The organism is Brevibacterium sp. CSND-B09 (assembly GCF_052906525.1).
The window spans coordinates 2,744,239-2,767,627 of the sequence record NZ_JBREGI010000001.1; the positions used below are offsets into that span (position 1 = coordinate 2,744,239).

17 protein-coding genes and 1 tRNA gene are annotated in these 23,389 nt (G+C 66.3%); 8 read left to right on the plus strand and 10 right to left on the minus strand.

Going from position 1 to position 23,389, the window contains the following annotated elements; all coding sequences use genetic code 11:
* The first annotated feature begins 39 nt into the window (after window positions 1-39).
* Window positions 40-1,533, plus strand: coding sequence for an amino acid permease (locus ACU4IU_RS12240; RefSeq protein WP_139468129.1), 1,494 nt, complete (start codon window positions 40-42; stop codon window positions 1,531-1,533).
* 179 nt (window positions 1,534-1,712) lie between these two features.
* On the opposite strand, the gene ACU4IU_RS12245 is transcribed toward ACU4IU_RS12240, so the two are convergent.
* Together ACU4IU_RS12245 and ACU4IU_RS12250 are read right to left on the minus strand one after the other, a co-directional pair.
* Entirely contained in the window at window positions 1,713-1,817 is a 105-nt protein-coding gene (locus ACU4IU_RS12245) for a methionine/alanine import family NSS transporter small subunit (protein ID WP_139468130.1), read from the minus strand.
* Window position 1,818: 1 nt separating this feature from the next.
* Window positions 1,819-3,381 carry a sodium-dependent transporter gene (locus ACU4IU_RS12250; RefSeq protein ID WP_139909077.1) on the minus strand — a complete coding sequence of 521 codons (1,563 nt, stop codon included), beginning with the start codon at window positions 3,379-3,381 and terminating at the stop codon, window positions 1,819-1,821.
* A gap of 247 nt (window positions 3,382-3,628) precedes the next feature.
* Here ACU4IU_RS12250 and cysS point away from each other — a divergent pair, with 247 nt between their 5' ends.
* On the plus strand, window positions 3,629-5,080 hold the full coding sequence (gene cysS / locus ACU4IU_RS12255; protein WP_446656865.1) for a cysteine--tRNA ligase: 1,452 nt from the start codon (window positions 3,629-3,631) through the stop codon (window positions 5,078-5,080).
* A gap of 60 nt (window positions 5,081-5,140) precedes the next feature.
* Window positions 5,141-6,079 (plus strand): 23S rRNA (guanosine(2251)-2'-O)-methyltransferase RlmB, encoded by a 939-nt coding sequence (gene rlmB / locus ACU4IU_RS12260; RefSeq protein ID WP_446656866.1) that lies wholly within the window; start codon window positions 5,141-5,143, stop codon window positions 6,077-6,079.
* 68 nt (window positions 6,080-6,147) lie between these two features.
* On the opposite strand, the gene ACU4IU_RS12265 is transcribed toward rlmB, so the two are convergent.
* The 4 genes from ACU4IU_RS12265 to ACU4IU_RS12280 form a co-directional block, all read right to left on the minus strand.
* Window positions 6,148-7,647: an amino acid permease gene (locus ACU4IU_RS12265; protein ID WP_446656867.1), complete on the minus strand. Its 1,500-nt coding sequence runs from the start codon at window positions 7,645-7,647 to the stop codon at window positions 6,148-6,150.
* Window positions 7,648-7,837: 190 nt separating this feature from the next.
* Window positions 7,838-8,725 carry an SDR family NAD(P)-dependent oxidoreductase gene (locus ACU4IU_RS12270; protein WP_446656868.1) on the minus strand — a complete coding sequence of 296 codons (888 nt, stop codon included), beginning with the start codon at window positions 8,723-8,725 and terminating at the stop codon, window positions 7,838-7,840.
* Between the two features lie 147 nt (window positions 8,726-8,872).
* Window positions 8,873-10,219, minus strand: coding sequence for a DUF4032 domain-containing protein (locus tag ACU4IU_RS12275; RefSeq protein WP_446656869.1), 1,347 nt, complete (start codon window positions 10,217-10,219; stop codon window positions 8,873-8,875).
* Window positions 10,220-10,222: 3 nt separating this feature from the next.
* Window positions 10,223-10,930: an ABC transporter ATP-binding protein gene (locus tag ACU4IU_RS12280; RefSeq protein ID WP_229663984.1), complete on the minus strand. Its 708-nt coding sequence runs from the start codon at window positions 10,928-10,930 to the stop codon at window positions 10,223-10,225.
* 228 nt (window positions 10,931-11,158) lie between these two features.
* Between ACU4IU_RS12280 and ACU4IU_RS12285 the strand changes: the two genes are divergently transcribed.
* Window positions 11,159-12,142, plus strand: a complete 984-nt coding sequence (locus ACU4IU_RS12285) for a LacI family DNA-binding transcriptional regulator (protein ID WP_139468135.1) — start codon at window positions 11,159-11,161, stop codon at window positions 12,140-12,142.
* Window positions 12,139-13,224 carry a substrate-binding domain-containing protein gene (locus tag ACU4IU_RS12290; RefSeq protein ID WP_139909074.1) on the plus strand — a complete coding sequence of 362 codons (1,086 nt, stop codon included), beginning with the start codon at window positions 12,139-12,141 and terminating at the stop codon, window positions 13,222-13,224. Before ACU4IU_RS12285 ends, ACU4IU_RS12290 begins: the two co-directional genes overlap by 4 nt.
* Before the next feature lie 143 nt (window positions 13,225-13,367).
* Here the strand turns inward: ACU4IU_RS12290 and ACU4IU_RS12295 are convergent, their stop codons facing one another.
* Both ACU4IU_RS12295 and ACU4IU_RS12300 read right to left on the minus strand, forming a co-directional pair.
* Complete coding sequence (locus tag ACU4IU_RS12295) at window positions 13,368-14,345, minus strand: trehalose-phosphatase (RefSeq protein WP_446656870.1); 978 nt, start codon at window positions 14,343-14,345, stop codon at window positions 13,368-13,370.
* Window positions 14,346-14,355: 10 nt separating this feature from the next.
* Window positions 14,356-15,945, minus strand: a complete 1,590-nt coding sequence (locus ACU4IU_RS12300; protein ID WP_139468138.1) for an alpha,alpha-trehalose-phosphate synthase (UDP-forming) — start codon at window positions 15,943-15,945, stop codon at window positions 14,356-14,358.
* A gap of 65 nt (window positions 15,946-16,010) precedes the next feature.
* Here ACU4IU_RS12300 and ACU4IU_RS12305 point away from each other — a divergent pair, with 65 nt between their 5' ends.
* The 3 genes from ACU4IU_RS12305 (at window position 16,011) to ACU4IU_RS12315 (ending at window position 19,537) form a co-directional block, all read left to right on the plus strand.
* Entirely contained in the window at window positions 16,011-18,062 is a 2,052-nt protein-coding gene (locus ACU4IU_RS12305) for a protein kinase domain-containing protein (protein WP_446657599.1), read from the plus strand.
* 344 nt (window positions 18,063-18,406) lie between these two features.
* On the plus strand, window positions 18,407-19,267 hold the full coding sequence (locus ACU4IU_RS12310; protein WP_446656871.1) for a DsbA family protein: 861 nt from the start codon (window positions 18,407-18,409) through the stop codon (window positions 19,265-19,267).
* Window positions 19,268-19,461: 194 nt separating this feature from the next.
* Window positions 19,462-19,537: transfer RNA gene (locus tag ACU4IU_RS12315), tRNA-Thr, on the plus strand.
* Window positions 19,538-19,819: 282 nt separating this feature from the next.
* Here ACU4IU_RS12315 and ACU4IU_RS12320 read toward each other — a convergent pair.
* Both ACU4IU_RS12320 and ACU4IU_RS12325 read right to left on the minus strand, forming a co-directional pair.
* Window positions 19,820-21,832, minus strand: coding sequence for an ABC1 kinase family protein (locus tag ACU4IU_RS12320; RefSeq protein WP_446656872.1), 2,013 nt, complete (start codon window positions 21,830-21,832; stop codon window positions 19,820-19,822).
* A 118-nt stretch (window positions 21,833-21,950) separates the two neighbouring features.
* Window positions 21,951-23,297, minus strand: coding sequence for an MFS transporter (locus ACU4IU_RS12325; protein ID WP_446656873.1), 1,347 nt, complete (start codon window positions 23,295-23,297; stop codon window positions 21,951-21,953).
* Between the last annotated feature and the right edge of the window lie 92 nt (window positions 23,298-23,389).

Below are 23,389 nucleotides of genomic sequence, written 5' to 3' on the forward strand. Positions count from 1 at the left end.
GCGGTGCGGTTCTCACTGCCATACTGCAAAGGAGGAGTCATGGCAGGCGAATGGAAACGCACGAAGTCCATCGAGCAGAGCATCCGTGACACTCAAGACCCCGAACATCAGCTGAAGAAGAACCTCGGCGCACTCGACCTCGTCATCTTCGGCGTGGGCGTCTGCATCGGCGCCGGCATCTTCGTCCTCACCGGGCACGCCGCCGCGACGAACGCCGGGCCGGGCATCGCGCTGTCCTTCCTCATCGCCGGCGTCGCCTGTGGCCTTGCGGCGCTGTGCTACGCCGAATTCGCGTCGACGGTGCCGGTTGCCGGCAGCGCCTACACGTTCACCTTCGCGACCATGGGCGAACTGTTGGCTTGGATCATCGGTTGGGATCTCATCCTCGAATTCACCGTCGGGTCGGCAGCGCTCGCGACCTCATTCAGTCAGTACCTCGCGGTAGTCCTCGAGAGCACGCCGTTCGCCATCCCCGATGCCATCGCCACGGCCGAGGGCGGCTGGATCAACCTGCCCGCGGGGCTGCTTGTACTGGGTTTGACGATCGTTCTGGTCACCGGCATCAAGCTGTCGAGCCGGATCAACATCATCGTCACCTTCCTCAAGGTCCTCGTCGTCCTCGCCGTCATCATCGTCGGGCTCTTCTTCGTCAAGGTCTCGAACTGGGTGCCGTTCATCCCGCCGGCGGAAGAGCCTGCCGACACCGGCGGATCGATGATGCACCTGCCTGTCGTTCAAGGGCTCTTCGGACTCGACCCGAGCGTCTTCGGCATCGGAGGCATCTTCGCAGCAGCAGCCATGGTGTTCTTCGCGTTCATCGGCTTCGACGTCGTTGCCACCACAGCAGAGGAGACGAAGAATCCGCAGCGAAACCTGCCTATCGGCATCTTCGGCTCCCTGGCTATCGTCACCGGACTCTACATCGCCGTCTCCCTGGTGATCACCGGTATGCAGAACTACAAGGACATCGACCCCGAAGACGGTGCCCCGCTGGCGACCGCGTTCGTCAATGCAGGTCTTCCCCTGATGGGCAACCTCATTGCGATCGGAGCCTGCATCGGCCTCATCGTCGTGTGCATGATCCTCTTCATGGGGCAGACGCGCGTCGGCTTCTCCATGGCTCGCGATGGCCTGCTGCCGCAGTGGCTGGCGAAGACCAACCCGAAGTTCGGCACCCCGTACCGGTTCACGATCATCACCGGCGTGATCATCGCGGTCATCGCCGCGTTCGTGCCCCTGTCGACGCTCGCCGAGCTCGTCAACATCGGCACGCTCTCGGCCTTCGTGCTTGTTTCGATCGGTGTCATCGTGCTGCGTCGGACCCGTCCGGAGCTCGAGCGCCCGTTCAAGGTTCCGTTCGTCCCGGTGCTGCCGATCGTCTCCGCGATCGTCTGCTTCTATCTCATGCTCAACCTCAACATGGACACGTGGATCCGCTTCCTCGTGTGGCTGGTCATCGGCCTCGTCGTGTATTTCGCCTATTCGCGGAAGCACAGTCGACTCAACCGGCCCGCCGAGGTGGCCGAAGCGTAACCGCGGCACCGTCGCCGGGATGACCGCAAGGTCACGCCGGCCTCGCCGAGGCGGCCGTGACCACGGCCCGGCCGCCTCGGCGAGGGAAATACACATGAGCACGAGGAAGGCGGTCCGATCCCTGTCATCAGGGATCGGACCGCCTTCGTCGTCTCATGCCGTCGGAGTGGGCGCGGTGCTCACTCCTCGTCGGGGTGCTTGCGCAGGTGCATGATCGCGGCGCCGAGTCCGCCCCATACGGTGACCATGGCGATGACCATCATGATGATTGCTGAGGTACCCATTTCAGGCTCCCTTGGTTTCGTTGCGGAGATTCTCTTCGGCTGCGGAATCGGCGATCGCCGCCTCCGCCTCGTCGATCGTCTGCTTCGGCCACTTGATGAGCGTGAGGACGATCGCTGCCACGACGAGCAGGCCGATCATGCCCCAGCCCATAACCCCGGTGATCAGGGTCGGGTAGTCCTCGTATCCCTCGGTGGCGTAGGTGATGATCTGATGGATGAGCATATAGGCGAGCACCAGCGTGGTCACTCCGCCGAGGATGATCATCCAGAACCAGCCGACCTTGAAGCTCGAGATCGCGTTGAGGTGATCGCGCAGGACCGGCAGCTTCCGCAGCGCCCATCCGATCACAATGAGGCCGACGACGGCGCCGCCGACGATGCCGATGTTGTTGGCCCAGGCATCGATCGTGTCGAGCACGTAGAGTCCGGTGACGGTGGGCAGCAGCAGGATCGAGATGATTGCCATCACACCGCCGACCAGGATGATCGATGCCTTGTTCCCCAACCTGAACTTCTCACGCAGCGCCTGGATCGGCACTTGGACGATCGAGACGAGCGAGGTCAGGCCGGCGAAGACGAGGCAGGCGAAGAACGCGAAGCCGAACAGTCCGCCGCCGGGCATCTCGGAGATGAGTGTGGGGAAGGCCATGAACGCCAGGCCGATGCCGGAGTCCGCGACCTCGGAGACCTGAGTGCCCTGTGCTGCTGCCATGAATCCGAGAGCGGCGAAGACGCCGACGCCGGCGAGGATCTCGAACGCGGAGTTCGAGAAGCCGACGACGAGGCCGGAGCCGGTGAGGTTCGTCTTCTTCTTCAAGTACGAGGCGTAGGTGATCATGATGCCGAAGCCGATGGACAGAGAGAAGAAGATCTGCCCGTAGGCCGCAATCCACACATTCGGATCAGTCAGAGCTGCGAAGTCGGGCGTGAAGAGGGCGTTGAGGCCCTCGGCCGCACCGGGCAGGAACAGTGCCCTGACGACGAGTGCGAGGAACAGGATCACCAGCAGCGGAATGAAGATCTTCGAGAATCCGGCGATGCCGTTCTGCACCCCCAGAAGCAGAATGCCCAGGGTGATGATCCAGACGATGATGATCGGGATGAGCACCGCGGGCACGAACTCCATCGAGATTCCGGGGTCGGAGAGGTTGAGGAAGTCGGACTGGAAGAAGGTGGCCGCATCGTCTCCCCAGGCCTGGTTGAGGGAGAAGAACATGTAGCAGCCGGCCCAGCCGATGATGGCTGCGTAGTAGATGCCGATGACGAAGGCGACTCCGGTCTGGAACCAGCCGATGGGTTCGGCGACCTTCGATGCCATGCGGAACGAGAGTGGCGCCGAGCCGCGTGAACGGTGCCCCATGGCGTAGTCGAAGAACAGCAGCGGGATGCCCGCTGTCAGGAGTGCGACGAGGTAGGGGATGATGAAGGCGCCGCCGCCGTTGTCGTAGGTGACATAGGGGAAGCGCCAGATGTTGCCGAGGCCGACGGCCGAACCGATGGCAGCGAAGATGAACGCGCCGCGGGTGGCGAAGACCTCCCTCTGGGGTGATGTCTTGAGAGACATGGTGTCCTTTCTGTGGCGGTCCCGGGGATTCGTGACCGAGTCAGCCCACGCAGTCTCGTCTGTGAGACGGTCGGGCTCGTTCGAAGTCCGCTATGCGAGAAGGTCTCTCGCCTCGGTCTTCATTTCTTGCGTCCACTTTACTGGGAACTTGCTGAGTGATGTGCCACGCATCACGTGAGCCGCGTAACAGTCGTGTATCGAATATCGGGAAACGGGGAAATCAGCCAGGCCCGGTAGACTTGTGGGCGTGACTATCTCGCTCTATAACACCGCCAGCCGCACGACCGAAGAACTGCGCCCCGTCAACGACGGTCAGGTCGGTATCTACGTCTGTGGCGCCACGGTGCAGGGCGAGCCGCACATCGGCCACCTGCGGTCGGCCTCGGTGTTCGACACCCTACGTCGCTGGTTGCTCTACAGCGGCTACCGGGTGACCGTGATCCGCAACGTCACCGACATCGACGACAAGATCCTGTCGAAGTCCGTCGAAGAGGGGCGGGAGTGGTTCGCTCACGCGTACAAGTACGAACGCGCCTTCACCGCAGCCTACGACGCGCTCGACGTTCTGCCGCCGAGCAGCGAACCGCGCGCAACCGGGCACATCACGGAGATGATCGAACTCATCTCCCGCCTCATCGAAGCCGGTCATGCCTACCCCGCGCTCGACGGCAGCGCCGATGTCTACTTCGACGCCGCCTCGTGGAGCGACTACGGGGCACTGACGAACCAGAGACTCGACGACATGGAACTGTCGGAGGGCGCTGAGCTGCGCGGGAAGAAGGACGCCCGGGACTTCGCACTGTGGAAGGCGCACAAGGACTCCGAGCCGATCACCGCCTCCTGGCCCTCACCGTGGGGTCGGGGCCGACCGGGTTGGCACATCGAGTGCTCGGCCATGTCGACGAAGTACCTGGGGTCGAACTTCGACATCCACGGCGGCGGACTCGACCTGCGTTTCCCGCATCATGAGAACGAGCTGGCGCAGTCCCGTGCCGCCGGGGACCAGTTCGCGAACATCTGGATGCATTCCGGCCTGCTCAACGTGGGCGGGGACAAGATGTCGAAGTCTCTGGGCAATTCGGTCTTCGCCTCCGACCTGTTCGACACGTTCAGCCCGCTGGCCGTGCGCTACTTCCTCACCGGTGCCAGCTACCGGTCGATCCTCGACTTCTCGAACGAGGCGATGGAACGCTCAGCGGCCTCGCTCGAACGGCTTCAGAACTTCCTCCAGCGCGCCCGCCAGACGCTCGGCGCGGACGCGCCGGCGCTGCCGGACGTCAGCGACGCCTACGGTTCACGCAGCGTCGACGTGCCCGCCGAATTCGCCGCCGCCCTCGACGACGACCTCGGTGTGCCTCGTGCCCTGTCCGTGGTCTTCGCCTCCGTGAGCGAAGGGGCGAAGCTCCTCGACTCCGGCAGCGACCGGGAAGGCCTGACGCGGATCGTCGCCGAGGTGGAGCTCATGCTCGACATCCTCGGTGTCAATCCCAGCGCTGAGGTCTGGGCCGGTTCCGCGGCCGATGCCAAGGCGGAGTCGGCGCTCGACTCCCTCGTGGCCACCATGGCCGAGCGACGGGCCGAGGCGAAGGCGAAGAAGGACTTCGCCACCGCGGATGCCCTGCGGGACGAACTGGCCGCGGCCGGCGTCGTCATCGAGGACACGTCCGACGGCTACCGCTACCACCTCGGCGAGGGCTGAGGGCGACGAATTTCGGCCACGGGCACGAGCTCGCGGCCCCAACGTATTTGAAGGAATCAGATGGCTTCCAATCCCCGCTCCGGCGGTTCGAAGAAGGGTCCGACCAAGGGGTCGGGCGGTAAGAACAAGCGCGGCCTGCGCGGCAAGGGACCGACGCCGAAAGCCGAGGACCGCGTCTATCATAAGGCGCACAAGGCCGCGCAGCAGCGCAAGAGCTCGAACGCCTCGGCGCAGGCGAAGCGGAAGAAGAAGGAACTCGGACCGAATATGGTCGCCGGGCGCAATTCGGTCCTCGAAGCTCTGCGCGAGGGCGTTCCGGCCACCGCGATGTACGTCTCCGGGCGCATCGACTCCGACGATCGGGTCCGCGAGTCCATCACTCTCGCGACTCAGCGCGGCATCTCGATGCTCGAAGCGAGCAAGCCCGACCTCGACCGGCTCACCGATGACGCGATCCACCAGGGCATCGCCCTGCAGGTCCCGCCCTACGACTACGCCGATCCCTCCGATCTGCTCGAGTTCGCGGCTGAACGCGCCGAAAAGCCGCTGCTCGTGGCCCTCGACGGGATCACGGATCCGCGCAACCTCGGTGCCATCGTTCGGTCGACGGCGGCCTTCGGCGGTCACGGAGTGATCATCCCCGAACGTCGCGCCGCCTCGATGACGGCCGCGGCCTGGAAGACCTCGGCCGGCGCCGCATCGCGAATCCGCGTGGCACAGGTGGTCAACCTGGCCAGGGCGATCGACGAGCTGAAGAAGCAGAACGTCTTCGTCGTCGGCCTCGACATGGACGGTGACGTCGAGCTGCCCGAGCTGACCTTCACCCGCGACCCGCTGTGCATCGTCGTCGGTTCCGAAGGCAAGGGGCTGTCGCGGCTCATCGCGGAGAAGTGCGATCAGATCGTGTCGATCCCGATCGCCGCGACCACCGAGTCGCTCAATGCGGGCATCGCCGCTGCCGTGTCCCTCTACGAGGTGGCAAGAGCCCGCCGCCCCTGACCCCTCTTACTACCTGACGGCGGCCCAGCAACCTCGCGCGAGGTTGCTGGGCCGCCGTCAGGTAGTAATTAGAGGGAGGTGCGGTAGGTCTGCTCGTCCAATGCCCCGACTCTTGAGTGGCGGCGGCTGTAGGTGAAGTAGACGATCGCGCCGACGGCCATCCACGCTCCGAAGACGATCCATGTCCGCCCGCCGAGGTTGACCATGAGGAACGCACACGCCACGGCTCCCAGCGCGGGCACGACCGGCCCGAACGGAACCTTGAATGAGCGCTCGAGGTCGGGGCGTTTGAACCGCAGGTAGATGACGGCGATGTTGACGAGGCAGAACGCGAACAGGGTGCCGATGCTCGTGGCGTCAGCGAGTTCGCCGAGCGGAATGAACGCCGCCGTGATGGCCACAAGGCCGCCGACGATGAGAGTGCCGACCAGGGGAGTGCCGGTGCGCTGGGAGACGCGGCCGAAGATCTTCGGCACCATTCCGTCCCTGGCCATCGTCAGCAGGATCCGCGACTGACCGTAGAGCACGGTGATGACGACGGAGAAGATCGCGAGCACTGCGGCCACCGCGAAGAGCAGCACCGCGATATTCGACCCGGTGATCTCCTCGACGATCTGGACCAGCGGGGCGTGGGCGCCGTCGAACCACTGCCACTGCCGTGCACCGATCGCTGTGACGGCGACGAGGACGTACATCGAGGTGACGATGAGCATCGAGAAGATGATCGCCCGCGGCAGATCCCGGCGCGGATTCTTCGCTTCCTCACCGGCCGTGGACGCGGCATCGAAGCCGATATAGGAGAAGAACACGCTGGATGCGGCCGCAGTGACTCCGGCGGCACCCATCGGCAGCATCGGCGCGAAGTTGCCGGCCTTGAACGCAGTGAATGCGACGATGGCGAAGAAGACGAGGATGCCGATCTTGACGAATACGAGAATGGTGTTGACGACACCGGATTCGCGGGCGCCGCGCATGAGCAGCACGGTCGCCAGGGCCACGACGATGAGGGCCGAGACGTTGATGACTCCGTCCGGATACTCGGCCAGGCCCGGCCCTGTGGTCAGGGACGCGGGCAGCTCGAGGCCGAAGACGCGCAGGGTCTCGTTGACGTAGTCGGCGGCGCCGACAGCGACCGCCGCGACAGAGACCGCGTATTCGAGGACGAGGCACCAGCCGCAGACCCAGGCGACGCCCTCACCCAGGGTGGCGTAGGAATACGAGTAGCTCGACCCGGACACCGGCACCATTCCGGCCATTTCGGCGTAGCTGACCGCCGACAGCAGCGCGGTGATTCCGGCGAGGACGAAAGCGAGCCACACGGCGGGGCCGGCCACAGGGACGGCTTCGCCAAGGATGACGAGGATTCCCGTGCCCAAGGTGGCGCCGACGCTGATCATCGTCAGCTGGAAGACGCCGAAGGTCCGCCGCAGCCCACCCTGCTGCGCGGTCTGCGCATCGGTGTGGGCCTCGGCGGTCATGGCGCTGATCGACTTGCGTCGCCCCAGCTGCCGCAGCACTCCTGTGGGAGTGTGCGGCGGCGGGGTGGGCGGAGTGTGCGAAACGGTCATCTGAATATTCTTGCATAATCATGAATATTGTCTCGCCGGACCCCCGCGCGGTCACTGGTCACTCCGCCCGGCAGCGTCGCGGATCTCACACAGCAGAGGTCTCACACGGCGACGGCGGAGATCCGCCGCCACGGGCTGCGATGTCAGGGACAACGAGTCCACATGGCTGGCCGCCCGGAGGCCGCCGTGCTCACACGTCGGGGGTGAACCGTCCGTCCTGGGCCATCCAGCCGCCGTCAACGAGCTGCGAGTGCCCGGTGACATAGCTCGAGGCGTCCGAAGCGAGGAACAGGACGGGCCCGGCGATCTCGTGCAGGCGACCCCAGCGGCCCAGGGCGGTCTTGTCCGCATACGCGTCCCACCATTTCCCGTCGGCCTTGATCTGCTGCGTCAGGGGCGTGTCGAACGGGCCGGGCAGGATCGCATTGACGCGCACGCCCTTGCCTCCGAGCTCGCTGGCCATCGTCTTCGTCAGCTGGACGACACCGGCTTTCGCGGCCGCATAGATTCCCTGGCCGGGTTCGATGGCCAGCGCCCGGAATGAGGCGTAGGTGACGATCGATCCGCGACCCCGCTCACCCATCTCACGGCCGAATCCGCGCATCAGCCGGTACGTGCCCTTGAGGTTGATGTCGATGACCCGGTCGAACTCGTCATCGGTGGTGTCGACGAGGCGTTTGCGCACGTTCGCCCCCGGTGTGATGACGAGGATCTCGGCATCGGCCCAGGCGTCCACGAGGGCATCGACGGAGGCCGTGTCCGTGATATCGACGGCTGCAGCCGTGGCCGTTCCGTCCGCTCCCGGCGCAGCCGATCCGTCCGCCGCCGTACCCTGCGCCGTGGAGTGGGCGGCTGACCCGCTGCCGCGAGCGGCGATGAGGGCGGCGGTCTCCTCGGCGCCGGCGAGGTTGAGGTCGGCGACGACGACGTGCGCCCCCGCATCGGCGAGCCCGATCGCGCTGGCCTGTCCCAGTCCGGAGCCGGCCCCGACGACGACGGCCGTGCGCCCGCTGAGGTCGAACAGGGACGGGATCGACGGGTTGTTCTCGTTCGTGGGCATCGGCTCGTTCGTCGACATCGGGAATCCTTCCGGGCGGGGTTCGGTTCCGGAGCGACACCGATGTCGCTCCGTGGACTTCAAAGGTATGCCCGCCGAGGCGGTCCCGCCGTTCCCGTTTCACCTTGTGGAACATCGGCTGAGGTCGGGACCGCCTCGGGGAGGGTGTCAGAATTTCTTGCTGTCGACGTAGCGGATCTCGTCGGGGAGGTTCGCCAGGTAGTCGACGATGAAGTAGGCGATGGCCTCCATCGTGGGGATGTCGCGCTGGCGGGCGCGCGCCATGGTGCGGCGGTGTTCGGCGAACTCGTAGAAGATCTGCCCGGGCTCGAGCTTGCGGGTGAGGTTCTCCGGGATCGCCTGGATGAGGGGTTTGTACACCTCGTCGAGCCAGCGGCGGGCGGCTTGGGATTCGTCGAGTTCGTCGAATTCGGCGATCTCGGGAGCCGAACGGAACGAATCGAGGTCGTTGAGCATCGCTCGGGCCTGGTTCTCGTTCGCGCCGATCCCGGTCAGGCGCAGCAGACGCCGTGAGTGGTGGTTGGGTTCGACGACCTTCGGGGACACGAGGAGGCTGATCCCGTCGAGATCCGTCGTCACTGTCAGTTCCCCGAGGTCGAAGCCCAGGTCGTTGAGGCGGCGGATGCGTTCGTCGATGCGCCAGCGTTCGTTGACGCTGAATTCCTCGACCCGGGTCAGCTCCGCCCACAGCGCGTTGTACGACTCGCAGAGCCGTTCACCGGCCGCCAGCGGATCGGTCTCGGGAGCGACGAGTCCCGCGGCCTGCAGGTCGAGGAAGTCCCCGGCGATGTTCATCCGCGCGATCCGCAGGTCCATGTTCCGCTGTCCGTCGGAGAGCTGGTCGTGCAGCTCGCCGGTCTCGGCGTCGACGACATAGGCGGCGTAGGCATCGGCGTCGCGGCGGAAGAGCGTGTTCGACAGGGACACGTCTCCCCAGTAGAAGCCGACGAGGTGGAGGCGGACGAGCAGAACAGCCAGAGCGTCGACGAGGCGGCCGCCGGTGTCCTCGGCCAGGTCCCGGGAGAACAGTGCACGGTAGGGCAGCGAGAATTCGAGATAGGCGGTGATGAGAGCGCCCTTGAGTGCCTGGCCCGATGCGGTTCTGCGCTTTCCGACGACGGCGCGGGCTTCGACGAGGGGGACGTCGAGGTTGCCGAGCGCGCCGAGGATGTCGAACTCACGCGTGGCCTGCGCATCGTCGGTCTCTTTAATCGCGAGGACTTCGTCTCCGATCTCGACATAGCGCACTATGTGGCGGGAGATTCCGCGGGGCAGACCGCCGAGAAGCTTCTCCGGCCACTCGGCCAGGGGCAGGTGCCAGGGGAGCTCGGCCAGGGCCGCATGATCGGCGTTCCGGACAGTGTGGATCTCCGGCGCGGGAACGGCCGCACCGACCGATGCCGCGCCACCGACAGATGCGGCTGCGATATTCGGCGGCGTCGCCGACGGTGAGGCCTGTGCTGACGGGTCCGGCGGGGGCAGGGTTCCCGACACTGCTCAGGAGTCCGTGTCGGAGACCGAGGCCACGAGCGCCTCGGCGAGGTCGGGTGTCTCCACGCCGATGAGCCGTCCGCGGTCGAGGAAGGCGATCCGGTCGCCGAGGACCTTCGCATCCTCAAGATCGGACGTGGCGTAGATCGTCGTCAGCCCGAACTCCTGCTGCAGCTGCTTGATGAGAGCAAGGGTCTCAGCCTGCTGCTCGGGGACGAGATTGACCACGGGCTCGTCCATGATGAGCACCTTGGGTCGGCGAACCACGGCACGCGCCAGGGCCACGGTCTGGCGCTGCAGCTGGGTGAGGTCGCCGGGAACCGAATCGAGGATGTCGCTCAGCCCGATCTTGTCCATCACGGATTCGACGCGTTCGGTGATCTCGTCGGCGGGCAGGCCGTCGACGCGCAGCGCAAAGCCGAGATTGTCGCGCACGCTCATATGCGGGTAGAGCGCGTAGCTCTCCAGGGCCAGGGTGACATCGCGGTCGTTGACGGCCGCGTGGGTTATATCCGCGCCGTCGATGAGGATCGTGCCGGACTTCGGGGTCTCAAGTCCGTGCAGCATTCGCAGGATCGTCGACTTGCCCGACCCGCTGGGTCCGTAGAGGACGAGGAACTCTCCGTCATCGACGAAGAGATTGAACGGGTGGACGGATTCGGACGTCGTGTTCTCGTAGACATGACTGAGGCCATTCAACGACACCGTTGACATAAGTCCTCCTAAAACTTCTGAATAACTCCGTGAGCAGCTGGTCGTCGGTGACCCGGCAGGGATGCTCAGTCACTCTCATCCTAAGGGGTGGATGATTGGGGTGCTCTGTGAATTCGACAAAGCGTAGAGTGATTCTCAGCACGATGGCTGTGCGCCGACGCATACCGCGGCGTCCACCCCCGCCGGATGCGCCGACGCAGACCGCGGCGCGAAAGTAGACTGACTCGTATGAAGGTCACGTTGGACGAGGTCGCCGCCCGGGCCGGAGTCTCTCTGGCCACGGTCTCCCGGGTGCTCGGTCGCCGCGGTGCCGTCGCCGAGTCGACCCGGGCGAAGGTGCTGGAGGCGATGAGCGAGCTCGGCTATTCGCGCTCGACCCTGCTCCATGATGCGCCGAGGCGGCTCGTGGCCGTCAGCGCTCCCGGCAATCCCGAACATTGGCAGGTCCAGGTCTGCACCCGCGTGGCCAAGGCCCTGCAAGATCATGATCTCCTCGTCACCCGCCCGCTCGTCGAAACCGACCCGGAACCGCTGCAGACCGCAATCGAGGCGGGCGCAGTGGCCCTGGTGACCACGACGATGACGAGTCTGAATACGGAGATCCCCTGCATCCGCGTCGCCGAACAGTCCGCCACCGAGGAGGTCTCCGAAGCCGGTACGGAGGTCATCGCCGCGCGCCTCGACCTCGGCGGTGGGATGACCACGGCCTTCGAGCATCTGCGGGCGATCGGACACCGGCGCATCGGGCTGATCTGCAACGACAGCGGTGAACTGGCCGTCCAGCTCATCCGCCGCTTCCTCGCCGAACATCCGGCCAGAAATCTCGGGCTCAACCTCGAGGACTGGATCTCACGGGTGCCGAAGTCGTTCTCCGGCGGATCGCGTGCGGTGCTCGAACTCAAGGATGCGACCTGCACAGCGGTGATCGTCCAGTCCGCGCTGCAGCTGCACGGAGCCCTCCACGGTCTGCGGAACCGGCATCTGCAGGTGCCGCGGGACATGTCGGTCGTCGGATTCGGCGATTCCCCGACGATGAAGTTCACGGGCCCGCCGGCCACGGTGCTCGGCCTCGACGTCGAGGGGCTGTCGAATGCCCTCATCGATGCGACGCTGCAGACCCTGCGGATCTCGACGACGGGTCTGCCTTCGGTGCCTCCGGTGTTCCGTCCTCGACTCGTCGCCCGAACTTCGACGACGGCGGCCCGTCAATGAGCGAACATCTGCCCGAGCACCGGCACGTCCGTCTCGCCGAGATCGCCGGTACTGCCGGAGTCTCGAAAGCCACCGCCTCACGAGCTCTGCGCGATCCCGAATCGGTGTCGGCCGCCTCGTCGGCGAAGGTGCGGCAGGCTCTGGCGATCCTCGGCGCTGCCGGCCAGACCCCGTACGCCGAATCCGGCACACGGGAAGGATCCGGTGCTGGGGCTGGATCGGGTGCCGGCTCGTCGCTCATCGCGCTCATCAAACCCGCGGTGTCAGCAGGCAACGTGGACCCGTATTCGCGGCTTGCGGAGATCCTGACGAACCGGATGTTCGGACTCGGCATCGCCGTCGTCCACATCGAGGCCATCGCCGAACGCAATGAGGCCCTCCTCGAGACGATCCTCGGCAGTGAACACGGCGGGCCCACGATCTCCGGAGCCGTCGTCGTCGGCGGCGGTGCCGCTGGTGTGCTTGCGGGGATGCTCGCCGAACGTGGGCTGCCGCTCATCCGCATTTCGAATGCCCGCCACGACGATGGGATCTCGCGCATCTACCTCGACGCGACCGGCGGAATCGAGACCGCCGTGGCCCACCTGGTCCACCTCGGCCACAAACGCATCGGGCTCGCCGTGCTGCGCGATTCGGCTGCCCCGGCCCGGATCGCCGGCTTCCGCAGATCGATGGCAGGGATCCTCCACATTCCCGCCACCCGTGATCAGGCCCCCGTCGTCGAGGCTGCCGGCGGAGCCATGGCCGGAGTCGCAGCCGCCGAGGAGCTGCTCGACCTGCGCTGCACCGCTGTCATCGCCTGCGCCCCGTCCCTGTCCTTCGGCATGCTCGAGGCCGCCCAACGGCTGCGACTCGACGTTCCCAGGGACCTGTCCCTGCTCACGGTCGGCGACGTCCCCGACGCCGATGTCGTCCAACCGCCCTTGTCGCAGGTCGTCTATGACTGGGCGACCGTGGCGCAGTCGGCGATCGACGAGATCCGCGCGATGATCGCCGCCGGTGACGCGCGCGTACATGTCGACTACACGGTCGACCCGGATCTCGTCCTCCGGGCCAGCGCCGTGCCCCCGCAGCGCCGCTGATCTCGGGTTTCGATCGCAATCATTCTCGCCGAGGCGGTCCTGCCGTGACGTGGATCCGACCGGTGAGTCGGATCGACCGGAGTGCGCCGAGGTGGTCCGATGCCGGTCGCGAACCGGATCATCCTCGGCGAGGCGGCTCGACCTCAGTCGTGGGCGGTGCGGAGGAATTCCGTGCGTTCGGCAACGAGGCGGCCGAGCAGTTCGGCCACGGCTGCAGGATCGGCGATCCGCCATGAAGCGCGAGTCGGGGCGGACCCGACTTTGACGGTGAGACCAGCGTTCAGAGCACGGGAGTCCGTGAGTTCGTCGAGGGCCGCGAAGGCGTCCTCATCGGTGACATCGTCGCCGAGGTAGCCCATTGCCGTCGGTTCGCCGGCACGGGCGAGCAGCCGGATGCCGTCGCCTTTCGTCGCCTGTTTGACGGCGAGTTCGGTGATGTCGTGGCCTTCGATGACACGGATGTCCGGGAACTCCTCGACCACGTCGAGGGCGTGTTCATGGAGGGCAGCGGCGGCCTCGGGGGCGAGTCCGCGAGTGTGGACCGTCCGCGAATAGGGTTTGCGCTCGATGAGGAAATCCGAGGGGCCGTCGGCATGGCCTGAGTCGCTCGCGCCAATCGTTGCGGCCGAACCCGTCGTCGCGGCCGCACCTGTGGTCGCCGCGGCCGAACCGGGGCGTTCATCAGCGCCCGGAAGAGTGTGTTCGAACGCGTCGAGGTGAGTGTCGATGGCGGCGAGCATCGCTGCCTCGGCCGGAGCGAGCTCGGGGGACCGGCCCATTGCGGTGTCGGGATTGCGATCAGCGTCGGTGCCGAGCTCGGCCTCTGCGCCGTGCGAACCGATCAGCCACGCCGAGTCCGGCGCCTCGGACAGGCGTCGCAGGGTGGCGATATCGCGTCCGGACACCAGCGCCACCCGAGTGCGCGGCAGACCGGCAAGCGCCGCGATGGCCGAGGCCGATTCGGGGACCATCCGGGACGTCGAGGGATCGTCCTGAAGAGGTGCGAGCACCCCATCGAAATCCAAGGCCAGCAGCAGCGAATCGGCGGTGGCGAGATCGCGCAGGGCCACCTCGGCGGGGGCGGAGGGGGCAGGACCGAGCACGGTCGGCTTCGATGTCACTGTTCTTCTCCTAGCGGGCGGTGGAGATATCGTCTGTCCACTCGGCATCATCGGGTCTGTCGGCGCGATCTGATGGGGCCGCCGGCACATCCGGCGGCGGTGCGGTCCGGTTCTTCTGCACCACGGGCCGTTCGGGGACGATGACCTCGGGATTGTCCTTGATGTGCTCGAGTTCGGCAAGGAAGTTCTTCGACCACCGGCTCACGGTGTCCGTGGCGACCCTCTTGCGCATCTGCTTCATCCGGCGGGTGCGAGTCCTCTCGTCCATCTGCACGGCTTCGAGGATGCCCGCCTTGAGGTCGGCGATGTCGTGGGGATTGACCATCACCGCGCCCTTGAGCTGTTCGGCAGCCCCGGTGAATTCGGAGAGCACGAGGGCTCCGTCGTCTCGCCTTCGGCACGCCACATATTCCTTGGCAACGAGATTCATTCCGTCCCGCAGAGCGGTCACGAGCATGACATCGGCGGCGAGGAAGAACGCTGTCATCTCGTCGCGCGGATAGGAATGGTGGAGGTAGCGCACGGGAATCGATCCGACATCGACCTGTTCACCGTTGATCCGCCCGACGGCCAGTTCGACGTCGTGGCGGATGATCTTGTACTGCTCGAGCCGCTCCCGCGATGGTGTCGCGATCTGAATGAGCACGACATCCTCGACATCGAGTCGGCCCTCGGCGAGCAGCTCCCCGAACGCCTTGAGCCGGTGGCGGATGCCCTTCGTATAGTCCATCCGATCGACGCCGAGCATGACCACCCGAGGATTGCCGACCTCCTCGCGGATCTGTTTCGCCCTCTCGACGATCTTCGGATCGCGGGCGAGCTCCTCGAGATAAGGGGTGTCGATCGAGATCGGGAACGGCTCGGCGCGGACGAGGTGGGCCGGGAGGAAATCACCCGGCGGAACCGAGACGGTCGACCCCTTCGTCGCGTATCCCAGACGCCCGCGGACGGCACGGCGGAAGTTCGCTGCGTCCGCCGGCCGTTGGAACCCGATGAGGTCGGCACCGAGGAGCCCGCGGAGGATCTCGTCGCGCCACGGCAGCTGAGCGAAGAGCTCGTAGGGCGGGAAGGGAATGTGGTTGAAGAACCCGATCGCGAGGTCAGGCCGCAGACGTCGGACCATCTGCGGAACTAACTGGAGCTGATAATCGTGAACCCACACGGTCGCGGACTGCGCAGCCACCTCGGCGACCTTGGCCGCGAAGCGCTCATTGACCCGCACATACGCATCCCACCAGGTGCGGTGGTACTCGGGAGGGACGATGACATCGTGATAGAGCGGCCACAGTGTGGCGTTGGAAAACCCTTCGTAGTACCTGAGGACATCCTCACTTGTCAGAGTCACCGGGGTCAGGTGCATGCCGTCGATGGTGAAGGGTTCGAAATCCTCGTCGGCGACGCCCGTCCACCCGATCCACGCCCCCTCCTGGGCCTTCATCACTGGAGCCACTGCAGTGACCAAACCCCCAGGTGAGGTGCGCCATCCGCGATTCTCGTCGTCGGGATCGCGGTCGACGGGCAGGCGGTTTGCCACGACGACGAAATCGCTGTCGCCGTAGGGGATCTCGGTGCTGGGCTCGGCAGAGTCGACGGTGCTCATCTGCGCCTCCTCCTGTGTCGGTCCTTGGAATGAACTGTACTCGCTCGACTAGGCTTGGCCAGGTGATGGATCAGGAACTGGGAGGCTACCGCCTCATCGAGGAGCTCGGCTCGGGCGGCATGGGTGTCGTCTACCTCGGTGTCGACGGCGGAAACAACCCGGTCGCGGTCAAGGTCCTCCATCCGCATATCGCCAATGACGAGACCGCCAGGAAGCGTCTGGCCCGCGAAACCCGCACCCTGCGCCGGATCCGCCATCCCCGCATCGCCGAGGTGCTCGACGCCGAACTCGATTCCGCGCAGCCGTTCATCATCACCGAATTCGTCGACGGGCAGACCCTGTCCGATGATGTCCGCGACAACGGCCCCTTCGCCGAGGATGAGCTCGTCCACTTCGGCCACGCCCTCCTCGACGCTCTCAACGCCGTCCACGATGCCGGCGTCATCCACCGCGACCTCAAACCCGCCAATGTGATGATCATGGACGGTGAGCCGATGGTCATCGACTTCGGCATCGCCCAGGTCGCCGACGAAGTGCGCGTGACCGCCACCGGGCTGGTCATGGGCACCCCCGGCTATCTCTCCCCGGAGATCGCCGACGGCAAGACGTCGAGTGAGAAGACCGACTGGTGGGGATGGGCCGCGACCATGGCGTTCGCCGCCACCGGCCGCAACCCCTATGGCTCCGGACCCTTGGAAGCCGTGCTCGGTCGTGTGGCCATGGGCAAATTCGACCTCGACGGGGCGCCGAAGAACTTCGCTCCGCTCATCTCCGCCTGCCTCGACCCGAAACCCGAACGTCGTCCGTCGGGGCAGATGATCCTCGACGCTCTCGTCGACATCGAGTCCGGGCGGATGCCGCAGCTCGGGTCCGGTCCCAGCGGCGGTGCCGGCTCGGGTGGACCGCAGCGGACGTCGAGCGGCACTGCGGTCATGCCTGCCGTCGACGACGGCGGCAGCGGTCACGGCGGTGCCGGTCTTGGTGGTGCAGGTCTTGGCGGTGCCGGTCTTGGCGGTGCCGGGGCAGCGGGGGCAGCGCTCGGGGGTGCGGCTCTGGGCGCGGGCACGGGGTACCCGGGAGCCGGCCCTTCCGGCAGCGGGCAGCCGCAGTACCCCGGATCCAGCCGACCGACCAATCATGCCGGGTCCGGTCATGGTGTCGGGTCCAACCAGGGACCGGGCTACGGTCCCGGGCAGATGCACGGGCAGCCGCCGCAGCAGGCGACCGCACCGCCGATCAGTAACCCCAACGGCGGCATCCAGGCGGGCCCGGGCTCCCCGATGGCCGGTGCCGACCTCGGCCGTTCCGGCTTCGTCCAACCCGGCCACGGACAGAACCTCGTCGGACCGAACGGTCCCGGCGGACAGCATGGCCAGGTTGCCCAGGGACAGTGGGGAGACCAGTCAGGTCCCGGCGGCCAGCACATGGGGCCCGGCGGCCAGCCGACGCAGCAGGGCGGTCAGCTCATGGGTCCCGGGGGCCAGCCGATGCAGCCCGGCGGTCAGCCGTGGGCGCCGCTGGGATACCGACGAGTGCAGTCGGGCGGCTGGGTCGTCTTCGGACTCGTCGCCCTGGCCGTCGCCGTCATGCCACTCGGCCCGCTGGTCGTCAGCGTCGTTGCGCTGATCTGGTCGGTGCTCGCCCGCACCGGCACACGTCTGGACCGGAAGGTCCAGCGGTACCGGTTCGACCGCGGAACGGATTCGGGCGGATTCTTCCGAGCGCTCGCCTCGGCTCCGGGGGCCGTGCTGGCCTCGATCCTGACCTCGGTGGCCTCGCTCATCCTGCCGGCGATCGCGGCCGCCGCCGCGCTCGTGCTCACCCGGCTCGACATCGCCGGGATCGTCCCCAGCGGGTCGTCCGAACAATGGTCGGTGTGGGCGGCCGGCGCCGCGGGTTCGCTGGTGCTGTGGGTCGGGCCGGGAGCCTCGAGCCTGCGCTTCGGCTCACGTCTGCTCGTCTCTGGAGCCACTCGAAATCAGCTCGGCCGCCTCATCGCCTTGGCGGTGATCGCGCTGCTCGTCATCCTCGCCGTCATGGTCATCCAGTCGGGGGCGGCCATGTCCTGGTGGCCGCTGACGATCAACCCCTTCGACTACCTGCCCGGACCGGTGTGAGCAGGTCGGACTGACTGTTCGGTCTGGTGCGGGTCGGTTGGCCGGGCGTGGGCGGGTTGGTCCGGCGCGGGCGGGAAAGTGGGAGTTCGCCTGGGCGATCGTGCGCCTGGGCACATGGGCACATGGGCACATGGGCACTGTTCAACCGTGCGACCGTGCGATTCGATCCGTACTGAGTGCCGGAAGAGCCCGAGGTAGTTGAACGTTGTAGTTGAACCTTGAATGTTTCTGGGAGTCGGCGCAGCACCTGTTTCGGTACAGTGGTGCCGTCGGGTCGCGGAAGCCGTCCCGCACCGTTCGGGCCTCAGGCCGCACCGATGTCAGACGATCCAACGTGAGGAACAATGGCGAAGAACAACTCCGCGGACGACAAGCGGAACCGCGCACGCGAGAACGCCCGCCAGATCGCGGCGAATCAGGCGAAGAAGGAGAAGACCGCGAAGACGATCCTGTACACCGGGATCGCAGTGGTCGTCGTCGCCGTGCTCGCCGTGGTCGGTGTGCTCGTATTCCAGCAGAGCAAACCCGCTGTCAGCCCCTCGAACTATGTCTCCGACGGAATCACCGTGGGCAAGGACAACACGCTCGTGCAGCCGCTGAAGATGCCGGAAGGTGAGGAATCGGATCTGCCGGCTCCGACCGAGGAGGGCGCGAAGAAGGGCGCCGCCACGGTCACCGTCTACCTCGACTTCCAGTGCCCCGGGTGCAAGGCCTTCGAGGAAGGCAATGCGAGCATGCTGCGCAAGCTCGCCAACGAGGGTTCGGTCGTCGTCAACTACAAGCCGGTGTCGTTCCTCGACCGCATGTCCAGTGGCAACGAGTACTCCACCCGCGCCGCCAACCTCGCCGCCTGTGTCGTCGACAGCCAACCCGAGGTCGCCATGGACCTGTTCGACGCACTCTACGCTCAGCAGCCGGAGGAAGGCACCGAGGGCCGCACCGATGAGGAGCTGCTCAAGGTGGCCGAGGACGCTGGCGTCGACACCTCGAAGAAGCTCAAGGCCGACCCCGAGCAGACCGTGAAGTCCTGCGTCACCGACCGCACCTTCGACAAGTTCGTCGAACAGTCGAGCCAGACCGCTCTGGACGACGGTGTCGAAGCCACCCCGTGGGTGCTCATCAACGGCAAGCGCACCGACAAGACCAGCGACTCGCAGGCCCTGGCCACCGAGATCCTCAAGGCCACCGGAGAGTTCAAGGGCTGAGTCCCTGAGGACCTGATCTGTTTCTGTCCGAGGCTGGGCCGGACATCGTCCGGGACAGCGCTCGGTCCGGCAGTGCACGAATGAAGGCCGGCCCCCGCCGAGGTGGGGACCGGCCTTCGTCGTCCCCGCGGTTTTGTGGCCGGACCCGGCCATGGACTACTATCGTGTAGGCGCGCACGCTCGGTGCGCACCACGCCTCCTTAGCTCAGTTGGTAGAGCACCGCTCTTGTAAAGCGAAGGTCGTCAGTTCGAGTCTGACAGGGGGCTCCACTCGGGTAAGCCCCGCGAACCGCTAGAACTAGCGGAACGCGGGGCTTCTTCCTACCCGGGCCGTGCCGTGGCTGGGATCTGCGCTGCTGCGGGCGACGGGCTTTGGCCGCGCTCGTTCAAGCACAAGCTTCTCGTTCAAGCACAAACATCTCTCGTTCAAGGCGGAGCGCGGCTATCGATTCGTACACGGCGCGAAAAGTGCGCTCAGCCTTGAACGAGGCAGCGGAGGCGAGTGGCCGGGCGCTGCGGACGAGTGGCCGAAGCGAGCTGTCGGGTGACCTGCTAGGTCTGGCCGTCGCGGCGGAACACGAGCATGAGGGAGCGCATGCTCAGCACGAAGCCGCCGAAGAGCAGCACGAAGCCGAAGAACGAGTACAGGTGGATGTCCTTCGTCAGCAGCGGACCCTCATCGCTGGTGATGAGCATGATCGCTCCCACCACGGCGGCTCCGGCGAGGACGGCGACGATGAGCTGCTGAAACAGACTGGTGAGGAAGCTGCGGTCGGAGGGATTCTCGAGCACGCGCATGTTCATCGAGAACCGGCCGTGTTCGAGGTCCTCGGTGATCTTGTTGATTCGGCGGGGCATGCGGTCGATCATCGGCATCAGCTGCAGGGCCCGACGCTGCAGCTCATCGGTGATCTTCGTGCCCTTGAGCTTCGACCTCACGAGCCTGTTGCCCTCTTGCCGGGACACGGCGACGACATCGAAGTGCGGATCGATCGTCAGCAGCGCACCCTCCACGGAGGCCATCGCCCGGAATGCGGCGCTGATCGGTGCCGGCACTGAGAATCGGTGGGCGAGCACCAGATTGAACAGGTCATCGAAGAGCTTCTGACCCTGCGCCGCACGGGTGCCGCCGCCGTAGCGCAGCAGGAGTTCGCCGACGGCTCGTTCGACCTCCCGATCGTTGAGCCCGTCGGGACGTCCGAGGAGTTCGATGAGGGCGTCGGTGGCCCCGGCGCTGTCGTTCTGGTCGATCGAGTAGAGCATGAGTCCCAGTGAGGTCTGTGTGCCCGGATCGAGTCGGCCGACCGCACCGAAGTCGAGCAGCCCCAGCTTCCCCTCGGGAGTGATGAAGATATTGCCGGCATGCAGATCGGCGTGGAAGATCCCATCACCGATGATCTGCTCGAGCGTGGCACCCAACAGTGTGGTCGCCAACCGGGACCGCTCGGCATCACTGAGCCCGGTCAGCAGCGCCCCCGCCCGTGAGACCGGCTGTCCGGGCAGCCGATCCATGACCAGCAGGCGTTCGCCGCTGAGGCCCGGGTAGCCGTGTGGAACTGTGACGTCGAACTTCCCCGACCGTTTGAGAGAGTTCTCGATGCTGGCCATATTGTCCAGCTCGATCCGATAGTCGAGTTCCTCCTCGAGCGTGTTCGCGAAACCTGCGGCCAGTGACTGCACACCCAGATCCCTGCCCCAGGTTGTGGTTTTGTTCAGCCAACCCGCCAACCGCAGGATGATGTCGAGATCCTGAGTGACCTGATTGAGCGCCTTCGGCCGCTGCACCTTGACGATGACTTCCGTGCCGTCGAGCAGGGTCGCCTCATGGACCTGTGCCACCGAGGCGGCCGCCAGCGGCGTGGAGCCGATCCGTGCGAAGACCTCTCCGATGGGTCGACCGAGCCGCTCGGCGATGGCCGGTTCGATGACCGACCAGGGCTCGGGCGTGACCTGGGTCTGGAGGGTTTCGAGCTCACGGACGAACACCGGCGGGAGGATGTCTCTGCGGGTGGAGAGCATCTGTCCGAGCTTGACGAAGGTCACCCCCGCCTCGGCGAGGGATTCCTTGAGCGCTCGTGCGGTCTTGACGTCGCGACCAGGCGAATCCCCTCCGAAGCCGCGCAGCTGGGAGCCGAGCCCGTGCCGCACGGCGATGGACACGACCTGGGCGTAGCGGCGGCCGCGGCGACGGCGGGACTTCCACCCGAAGAACAGCGATTGCGGGCTCGGCAGGGACCCGGTCGGGAAGGCCGCTTCGAGCATGACGAGGGCACCGACGCCCAGAGCGAAGATCCAACCGAGGGCGAGCACCATGAACAGCACCGCCACTCCGGGGGAGACGTCGAGTCCGTCGACGTTCTGCCCGGTGCCGGCCCGGTAGAGGTACTGGACGGTCACGGCCACGACGGCGCTCATGACGAGACCGACGGCCAGCGTGCGTGGCCAGCCGGTGGGGACGCCGACGACGCGACGGACCACGGTGGCGGCGAACCATGACTGGAGGAAGAGGAAGACGAGTGCGGCGAGGCTCACCAGCACATATCCGCCGACGTCCAATGCTTCCATCGATGACTCTCCTGATCCTGTTCGGACTCCCGGCTGTGGGCCGTCCGCTGCGGGCCTTCAGCTTCGGGCTGTCAGCCGAACATCGTCGATTCGGTCATCTCCAGCCTAGTCCGTCGAGTCAGTCCGTGCGCGGCGGATCGAGGCGCCTCCGCCTTCCGGGCAGGCCTACCTGACGGGCCCAGATGAGGATCCACACCGCACCGAGGAAGGCGAGCAGTCCCGGGAAGAGCACCCCGAACCGCAGGGTTGTCACGGTGATGATGAGGGACAGCAGCGTCGGCCCGCCGAGCTTGCCGCCGTTGTTGAAGATCGCCCAGATGCCGAGGAACCGCGGCCGTCCGACCGCGGGAGAGAGGTCCGCGCCGATCGTCATATTCACGCCCGCGCCGAGGCCGTTGCCGAAGGCCATGACCGCGGCGGCGATGACCATCCCGGCGAGATCCGGTTTCGCGACCATGATGACGAACCCGGTGCCGAAGATGGACAGGCATGCGACGAGGGTCGCGACCCGGCCGAGGTGATCCTTGATGTACGCGCCGAGGAACATGACGATGAGTTCGAGTCCGGCGCCGAAGGCGATGATGAGCGAGATCGAGGACTTGTGCAGACCGATCTCGACGCCCCACAGCTGAACGGCGACCGGCTGGGCGGCGCGGGCGGCCGCCAGTGCGATGATCGTGACGCCGGTGAGGATGACCGATTTCCACCGCACGTCCAGCGGCGGCCGGCGATCCTTCTTCCCCCGCCGAGGAGGGACGACGTCTCCGTGTGAGGGATCGTTCGCCGCGGTGGGGTCGGCCGCCTCGGCGGGGTTGGGAACATCGGTGGGGGAGGGATCGTCATCGTCCGCACGTGAGGTCGGGGCCGCCTCGGCGCGGTGGGGATGGTCGTCGAAGCCGGGGATCTGGGCGATCGGCAGGGTCATGATCGCGATCGCGGCGACGGCGGTGAGGCCGGAGAAGACGAACACGGACCAAATCGGGAAGACGAGCATGAGGCCGGCGCCGATCATCGGCCCGACGAGGTTGCCGACCCGCTGCGTGCCGCCGAGCGCGGTCATCGCCTTCGCGAGGTCGGCCGGCGGCATCACCTCGGCGACGACGGCCTGTCTGGCCAGGCTCCACACATCGGAGACCGGGCCGAAGACCATGAGCGCGACCGTGTAGACGAGCAGCGAATACGGCGAATCCCAGATGAAGGCGGTGACGATGGAACCGAGCACGATGATCGCCGCGCACGTGGCCACGAACATGGCCCGGAAATCGCCGAGGCGGTCGATGAGGATCCCGGCCGGCACCGTGGCCATGAGCGACACGGCCCCCATGATGCCGACGATGGCTGCGGCGAAGGCCTGCGTCGAGCCCAGCGAGAGCGCCCCGAGCACGAGGATCGGCATGATCGCACCCAGGCCGACGGCGAAGAGGGCGAACGGCACGAGCACCGGCCACAGGATGGGTTTGAGCACGTGGCAAGTTTAGTTGAGGCGGGGCCGAGGCGTTCGCGGAGTCCGAGGTGAGAGTGGCTGCGGGTATGCGGAACACCGGGCGGGCCGGTTCG

What these genes read in the sequence shown, in the direction of transcription:
- ACU4IU_RS12270 (WP_446656868.1), bottom strand. Translation starts at nt 8,725, where the DNA reads ATGTCGACGAACGAGCCGATGCCCACGAACGAGAACAACCCGTCGATC.
- ACU4IU_RS12300 (WP_139468138.1), bottom strand. Translation starts at nt 15,945, where the DNA reads ATGAGCACCGTCGACTCTGCCGAGCCCAGCACCGAGATCCCCTACGGC.
- ACU4IU_RS12265 (WP_446656867.1), bottom strand. Translation starts at nt 7,647, where the DNA reads ATGACCGTTTCGCACACTCCGCCCACCCCGCCGCCGCACACTCCCACA.
- ACU4IU_RS12280 (WP_229663984.1), bottom strand. Translation starts at nt 10,930, where the DNA reads ATGTCAACGGTGTCGTTGAATGGCCTCAGTCATGTCTACGAGAACACG.
- ACU4IU_RS12285 (WP_139468135.1), top strand. Translation starts at nt 11,159, where the DNA reads ATGAAGGTCACGTTGGACGAGGTCGCCGCCCGGGCCGGAGTCTCTCTG.
- ACU4IU_RS12310 (WP_446656871.1), top strand. Translation starts at nt 18,407, where the DNA reads ATGGCGAAGAACAACTCCGCGGACGACAAGCGGAACCGCGCACGCGAG.
- ACU4IU_RS12305 (WP_446657599.1), top strand. Translation starts at nt 16,011, where the DNA reads ATGGATCAGGAACTGGGAGGCTACCGCCTCATCGAGGAGCTCGGCTCG.
- ACU4IU_RS12290 (WP_139909074.1), top strand. Translation starts at nt 12,139, where the DNA reads ATGAGCGAACATCTGCCCGAGCACCGGCACGTCCGTCTCGCCGAGATC.
- ACU4IU_RS12245 (WP_139468130.1), bottom strand. Translation starts at nt 1,817, where the DNA reads ATGGGTACCTCAGCAATCATCATGATGGTCATCGCCATGGTCACCGTA.
- ACU4IU_RS12250 (WP_139909077.1), bottom strand. Translation starts at nt 3,381, where the DNA reads ATGTCTCTCAAGACATCACCCCAGAGGGAGGTCTTCGCCACCCGCGGC.
- rlmB (WP_446656866.1), top strand. Translation starts at nt 5,141, where the DNA reads ATGGCTTCCAATCCCCGCTCCGGCGGTTCGAAGAAGGGTCCGACCAAG.
- ACU4IU_RS12240 (WP_139468129.1), top strand. Translation starts at nt 40, where the DNA reads ATGGCAGGCGAATGGAAACGCACGAAGTCCATCGAGCAGAGCATCCGT.
- ACU4IU_RS12320 (WP_446656872.1), bottom strand. Translation starts at nt 21,832, where the DNA reads ATGGAAGCATTGGACGTCGGCGGATATGTGCTGGTGAGCCTCGCCGCA.